The following is a 5,966-nucleotide window of genomic DNA, read 5'->3' on the forward strand; positions in this document are numbered from 1 at the left end:
CGCGCTCGTCGGCGCCGGCAACTCGGCGCGCCAGGCCGCCGTGTTCCTGTCGGGTCACGCCAAGAAGGTGCTGATGATCATTCGCGGCGGCGGTCTCGGCGCCAGCATGTCGCGCTATCTCATCGAGCGCATCGAAGCGACGCCGAACATCGAATTGATGTTCAACACCGAGATCACGGCGCTCGAGGGCGACGAGGCCTCGCTGTTGCGGCGCATCCGCTGGAAGAGCCGGCTGTCGAGCGACGAGGATTTCGCCGACATCCGCAATCTCTTCCTGTTCGTCGGCGCCGATCCCGCCACCGGCTGGCTCGACGGCTGCGGCGTGACGCTCGATCGCGGCGGCTTCGTCGTCACAGGCGCGCAGTCCGAGCAGAATTTGGGCCGGCTGGTCGCGCCGCTCGAGACCTCCGTGCCCGGCGTCTATGCCGTCGGCGACGTCCGCTCCGGCTCGGTCAAGCGCGTCGGCGGCGCCATTGGCGAGGGCGCGCAGGTCGTTGCCTCTCTGCATGGCTATCTCGGCGACGCCGCAAAACCGGCGCTTTAGTCAAGGACAAGACAAGCAGATGGCAAGCGGATTATGGCTTGCCATCCTGACGTGTCCCACAGACTATCCCCTCATCCTGAGGAGCGCGCCCAAGCGCGCGTCTCGAAGGATCGAGGCCCAGCTGCCAAAGCCGGGCCTTCATGGTTCGAGACGGCGCTGACGCGCCTCCTCACCATGAGGATCTACCAACAACAGTTTCAAGGGAGGACTAAATGGCCGAACTCGTCGTGCTCTACAAGACGCCCAAGGACGCTGCCGCCTTCGACAAGCATTATGCCGAGACTCACATTCCGCTCGCCAAGAAATTGCCCGGCCTGACGAAATACGCCGTCAGCACGGGGCCGGTCGGCTCCCCCGCAGGACCTTCCGGGGTCCACCTCGTCGCCATCCTTAGCTTCAACAGCGTGGCCGACATCCAGGCGGCATTCGGCAGCGCGGAAGGCACGTTTGTGACAGCGATGCAAAAAATTCAGCCATGCGTTTGTCGATTCGCACGACGACGCATGGCTCCGCACGAGCCTGTGACATTGCGCGTGTAGCCATCCAATGAGGACCGTAATACTAATCTCCGTCTCAATGCAGAGTGAAAGAGAAGGAGAGATGTCATGGTTCTTGGGTTGAGCTTGCCCGCCCTTACGCTGGTCCATGTCATCATCAGCCTGATCGCCATCGTCGCCGGCCTCGTCGTGATGTTCGGCCTGCTCGGCTCGAAGCCGATGCCGGGCCTCACCGCGATCTTCCTGCTGTTCACGATCCTCACCAGCGCGACCGGCTTCCTGTTTCCGTTCAAGGAGCTGCTGCCCTCGCACATCATCGGCATCATCTCGCTGGTGCTGCTCGCGATCGCCTGCATCGCGCTCTACGGCATGAAGCTCGCGGGCGTCTGGCGTCCGGTCTACATCGTGACCGCGATGATCTCACTGTACTTCAACGTCTTCGTGCTGGTGATCCAGTCGTTCCTGAAGGTGCCGGCGCTCGCCGCGCTCGCGCCCGCCGTGCCGCCGGCGCCGCCGTCCGGCCCGGTGTTCGCCGTGGTGCAGGGCATCGTGCTGGTGTTCTTCGTGGTGCTGACCATCGGCGCCTGGCGCCGCTTCAAGCCGATGGCGTTTGCCTGATCGCCGATCCCTCGTCATTCCGGGGCACCGCGCAGCGATGAGCCATGGTGCGCAATTGCGCACCGGGAATCTCGCGCGACAATTTCCAGATTCCGGGTTCGCGCTGATGCGCGCCCCGGAATGACTCGAACGTAAGAAGGAGCCATTCATGCCCACCATCACTACCAAAGACGGCGTCGAGATCTTTTTCAAGGATTGGGGCTCGGGCCAGCCGATCGTGTTCAGCCATGGCTGGCCGCTGTCGTCGGACGATTGGGACGCGCAGATGATGTTCTTCGTCACCCGCGGCTACCGCGTCATCGCCCATGACCGCCGCGGCCACGGCCGCTCGGCGCAGGTCGCCGACGGCCACGACATGGATCACTATGCCGACGATCTTGCGGCGGTCACCGCGCATCTCGACCTCGAGAATGCCATCCACGTCGGCCATTCCACCGGCGGCGGCGAGGTCGTGCACTACATCGCGCGCCACGGCGAGAGCCGGGTGGCGAAGGCCGCGATCCTCTCCGCGGTGCCGCCGTTGATGGTGCAGACGGCGGCCAATCCCGGCGGCCTGCCGAAGAGCGTGTTCGATGATTTCCAGGTCCAGCTCGCCGCCGGCCGCTCGGCCTTCTACCGCGACATCGCCGCCGGGCCCTTCTACGGCTACAACCGTCCCGGCGCCAAATCGTCGGAAGCGGTGATCCAGAACTGGTGGCGCCAGGGCATGATGGGCGGCGCCAAGGCGCATTACGACGGCATCGTCGCGTTCTCGCAGACCGACTTCACCGAGGATCTCAAGAAGATCAACGTGCCCGTGCTGGTGATGCACGGCGACGACGACCAGATCGTGCCTTACGCCGATTCCGCGCCGTTGTCCGCCAAGCTGCTCAAGAAGGGCATCCTGAAGACCTACAAGGGCTTCCCCCACGGCATGCCGACCACGCACGCCGAGACCATCAACGCCGACCTGCTGGCGTTTTTCAGGGATTGAGGTCGCGCTTACCCTCCCCTCCAGGGGAGGGAAGCATACTCACTTCAATATCGCCCTGATCGCATCGAACGTGCGCTTCACGAAAGCTTCCGGCTTCTCCCGCGCACCTTCGCCGATCCAGCTCTCGCCGCCGACGCGCATCGCGCCGGTGGCGATCATGGCGACGAGCCGCGCCTTCAGCCGGTCCGATTTGCGGCCGGCGCGCTGCGCAAGCCCGTCCGCGAGGGCGCGCTCGAGCTTTTCGTATTTGAGCTGGTCGCGCGCGTGGAGCGCGGGATTGTCGCGCTTGAGCCGCGACATCGCAGCCGCTTCGGTCGGATCGATCCGTTTGACCGCCGCCGCGATCGCATTCTCCGCCGCCGTCAGCATGGATTCGTCCGCTGGCCGTGCGAGAATCCCGGCGACCAGCGCGGCCGCGGCATCCTCCTGCCAGGCGGCGACCACGTCTTCCTTCGAGGCGAAATAATGGAAGAAGCTGCGGCGCGAGACATCGGCAGCGGCCGCGATGTCGTCGATGGTCGCGGCCTCGAAGCCGCGCTCCAGGAACAGCGCCATCGCCGCGCGCTTCAGCCGCTCGCGGGTCTGCTGCTGCTTGCGCTCGCGCAGGCCGGGCCCCGCCGGCGTTTTTTCTCCGGAGGACAAGGGCTTGGCGCGTTTCCTGGCGTGCTTCGAAGCCTTCAAATTATTTCACCTCTTGCAAATTTGCACTTAGTGCACATTTGGACCGGTCGCGGGCCTTTTTCCACCCCCCGATAGCCTGGAGCTATGGCATGACTGACTGGACCACGGCGGACATCCCCTCCCTCAGCGGCAGGACCGCCGTCGTGACCGGCGCGACGGGCGGGCTCGGCTACGAGACGGCGATGGCGCTGGCGGGCGCCGGTGCCATTGTCATACTCACCGGACGCAGCGACGCAAAGGGCCTGCAGGCGATCGAGGGCATTTGCGAGCGGTTTCCCAATGCGCTGATCGCCTACGAGCATCTCGACCTCGCCGGCCTGTCCTCCGTCGCCGATTTCGCCAGGCGCTTTGCCGCCGGCAACGAGCAGCTCGACCTCCTCGTCAACAATGCCGGCGTGATGGCGCTGCCGAAACGGCAGCAGACCGAGGATGGCTTCGAGATGCAGCTCGGCACCAATTATCTCGGACACTACGCGCTGACGGCGCGCCTGTTGCCGCAGCTTCGCCGGGCGAAGGCGTCTCGTGTCGTCAATCTCTCGAGCCTTGCGCACCGCTCCGGCGCAATCAATTTCGATGATCTGCAAGGCAAGCGTTCCTATCGTCCGTGGCGGGCCTATTGCCAGTCCAAGCTGGCGATGCTGATGTTTGCCTTGGAGTTGCAGCGTCGCAGCCTCGCGGCCGGCTGGGGCGTGACGAGCCTTGCCGCCCATCCCGGCTACGCGCGGACCGATCTCATTTCGAAYGGGCCGGGCGCCAACACCCTCTCGTGGCGGGTGGGACGGTGGCTCCAACCCTTGATCAGCCAGTCCGCTGCCGAGGGCGCGCTGCCGACGTTGTTCGCGGCGACATCTCCAGCGGCCGAGCCCGGCGGCTATTACGGTCCGAACGGGTTCTACGAATTGAAGGGGCCGCCAGCGCCGGCGAAGATCATGCCGCAGGCCAAGGATTTCGCTGCGGCGGCCATGCTGTGGGATGTCTCGGCAACGCTGACCAGTGTATCCTTCGACGAGATCGTGGTCGCCGCATGAGCCGCGACACTGTTGGGGACGTCCCGATGCAAATCATCATCTTTGGCGCGACCGGCATGGTCGGGCWGGGCGTCTTGCGCGAGTGCCTGGTCGATGCCGGCATCGACCGCGTGCTCGTGGTCGGCCGCAGCCCGACCGGCGTGCGCGACGCCAAGCTCACCGAGATCATCCACGACGATTTCCTGGATTATTCGGCGATCGAGTCTCGGCTCACCGGCTTCGACGCCTGTTTCTTCTGCCTCGGCGTCTCCTCGATCGGCATGAACGAGGAGCGCTACCGTCATCTCACCTACGACCTCACGCTCGCCGCTGCGACGACGCTGGCGACGCTCAATCCGCAGATGATCTTCACCTATGTCACCGGCGCCGGCACCGATTCCACCGAGCAGGGCCCGCGGATGTGGGCGCGGATCAAGGGCAAGACCGAGAACGATCTGCTCAAGCTGCCGTTCAAGGGCGCCTACATGTTCCGGCCCGGCGCGATCCAGCCCCTGCATGGTGCCCGCTCCAAGACCGCCTGGGTGCAGGGCGTGTATACCGCAACCTGGCCACTCTGGTCGGTGCTTCGCCGGATTTCGCCGCGGCTCGTCACCTCCACCGAGCAAATGGGCCGCGCCATGATCCACGTCGCCCGGCAGGGGTATCCGCGCAAGGTGCTGGAGATGGAGGATATCAATAGTCTCTAGTCCGCCGGGTTGTTAGGTCTAGGGAAATTTCCGCGGCCGCGCGCGTTGGGCCGTATCCGCCCCCGAGGAGAAATGCCGGCGATGTCGCCCCAGCTCAAACTGATCGCGCTCGATGCCGACGATCTCGCCGTGATCTCCACCCATGTGCAGGATGCCCGGGTGCAGGCCGCCGACATTATCTGGCGGCAGAGCGAGAAGCGGCTGGTAGTCGGCATGAGCCGGCTGGACTGGGAGCAGACGCTGGACGGCGAGGCCGAGCCGCGCCGACTGGTCGCCGCGCTCCGCTTCGACCGCGTGCTTGCCTGCAAATCGCGCAACATCGACATCGGAGCCCCGGACAAGGTTCTGGACCTCGTCGGGATCGAGTTTCACTCCCAGGACGGCCGCGACGAGGAGCCCGGCGGCAGCGCCCTGCTCTTGTTCGCCCAGGGCGGCGCCATCCGCCTCGACGTCGAATGCCTGGAATGCGAGCTGACCGATCTTGGGGCGGACGAACTGGGGGCGGCGATCGAAGGGGAGGGGTGAGGCGGTATACCAGCGCCAGGCCGGGACGACACCTGCCAAGGGTTGACGGCGGGAGGCCGCCGCGCCATTGAGCAGGGGACCTGGTGCGCCAATCCGCCCCGAGAAACCAGCCAGAAGCCAAGCCAGACATGCCCGTTCGCCTCGACCGCAGCAGCGCCGATTTTGACCAGCGATTCGCGGCCTTCCTCGCCGCCAAGCGCGAGGTCTCGGCCGACGTGGAGGCCGCCGCGCGCGCGATCGTCGACGACGTGGCGAAGCGTGGCGACGCGGCCCTGCTCGAGGCCACGGCAAAGTTCGACCGGCTGACGCTGGACGCATCCGGCCTTCGCATCTCGGCCGCCGAGATCGAAGCCGCGGTGAAGGCCTGCGATGCCGCGACGCTGGATGCGCTCAAGCTCGCGCGCGACCGCATCG

The 5,966-nt window shown here is 65.6% G+C and carries 9 protein-coding genes; 8 read left to right on the forward strand and 1 reads right to left on the reverse strand.

Features of this window, described 5'->3' with window-relative positions; translation table 11 throughout:
* The 4 genes from AC1D00_RS25780 to AC1D00_RS25795 all read left to right on the forward strand — a co-directional run.
* On the forward strand, nt 1-544 hold a 544-nt coding region (locus tag AC1D00_RS25780; protein ID WP_477012591.1), incomplete at its 5' end, for an NAD(P)/FAD-dependent oxidoreductase.
* Between the two features lie 212 nt (nt 545-756).
* Nucleotides 757-1,083, forward strand: coding sequence for an EthD family reductase (locus AC1D00_RS25785; RefSeq protein WP_477012592.1), 327 nt, complete (start codon nt 757-759; stop codon nt 1,081-1,083).
* A gap of 66 nt (nt 1,084-1,149) precedes the next feature.
* Complete coding sequence (locus tag AC1D00_RS25790; protein ID WP_135177648.1) at nt 1,150-1,659, forward strand: hypothetical protein; 510 nt, start codon at nt 1,150-1,152, stop codon at nt 1,657-1,659.
* Between the two features lie 148 nt (nt 1,660-1,807).
* Nucleotides 1,808-2,632: an alpha/beta fold hydrolase gene (locus AC1D00_RS25795; protein ID WP_477012593.1), complete on the forward strand. Its 825-nt coding sequence runs from the start codon at nt 1,808-1,810 to the stop codon at nt 2,630-2,632.
* 39 nt (nt 2,633-2,671) lie between these two features.
* Here the strand turns inward: AC1D00_RS25795 and AC1D00_RS25800 are convergent, their stop codons facing one another.
* Nucleotides 2,672-3,313: a TetR family transcriptional regulator gene (locus AC1D00_RS25800; RefSeq protein WP_025576565.1), complete on the reverse strand. Its 642-nt coding sequence runs from the start codon at nt 3,311-3,313 to the stop codon at nt 2,672-2,674.
* Nucleotides 3,314-3,402: 89 nt separating this feature from the next.
* Here AC1D00_RS25800 and AC1D00_RS25805 point away from each other — a divergent pair, with 89 nt between their 5' ends.
* The 4 genes from AC1D00_RS25805 to AC1D00_RS25820 form a co-directional block, all read left to right on the forward strand.
* Nucleotides 3,403-4,341, forward strand: coding sequence for an SDR family oxidoreductase (locus tag AC1D00_RS25805; RefSeq protein WP_477012594.1), 939 nt, complete (start codon nt 3,403-3,405; stop codon nt 4,339-4,341).
* A 26-nt stretch (nt 4,342-4,367) separates the two neighbouring features.
* Complete coding sequence (locus tag AC1D00_RS25810) at nt 4,368-5,027, forward strand: Rossmann-fold NAD(P)-binding domain-containing protein (RefSeq protein ID WP_477012595.1); 660 nt, start codon at nt 4,368-4,370, stop codon at nt 5,025-5,027.
* Nucleotides 5,028-5,108: 81 nt separating this feature from the next.
* The gene (locus AC1D00_RS25815) at nt 5,109-5,552 is read left to right on the forward strand and encodes a DUF2948 family protein (RefSeq protein ID WP_167771351.1); all 444 of its coding nucleotides are present in this window, start codon (nt 5,109-5,111) and stop codon (nt 5,550-5,552) included.
* Nucleotides 5,553-5,680: 128 nt separating this feature from the next.
* Nucleotides 5,681-5,966, forward strand: a 286-nt coding sequence (locus AC1D00_RS25820; RefSeq protein ID WP_477012596.1) for a histidinol dehydrogenase, incomplete at its 3' end; no start/stop codon positions are given.

The sequence above is a fragment of the Bradyrhizobium sp. P2_E8 genome, from assembly GCF_056403875.1.

What these genes read in the sequence shown, in the direction of transcription:
- AC1D00_RS25785 (WP_477012592.1), top strand. Translation starts at nt 757, where the DNA reads ATGGCCGAACTCGTCGTGCTCTACAAGACGCCCAAGGACGCTGCCGCC.
- AC1D00_RS25790 (WP_135177648.1), top strand. Translation starts at nt 1,150, where the DNA reads ATGGTTCTTGGGTTGAGCTTGCCCGCCCTTACGCTGGTCCATGTCATC.
- AC1D00_RS25815 (WP_167771351.1), top strand. Translation starts at nt 5,109, where the DNA reads ATGTCGCCCCAGCTCAAACTGATCGCGCTCGATGCCGACGATCTCGCC.
- AC1D00_RS25795 (WP_477012593.1), top strand. Translation starts at nt 1,808, where the DNA reads ATGCCCACCATCACTACCAAAGACGGCGTCGAGATCTTTTTCAAGGAT.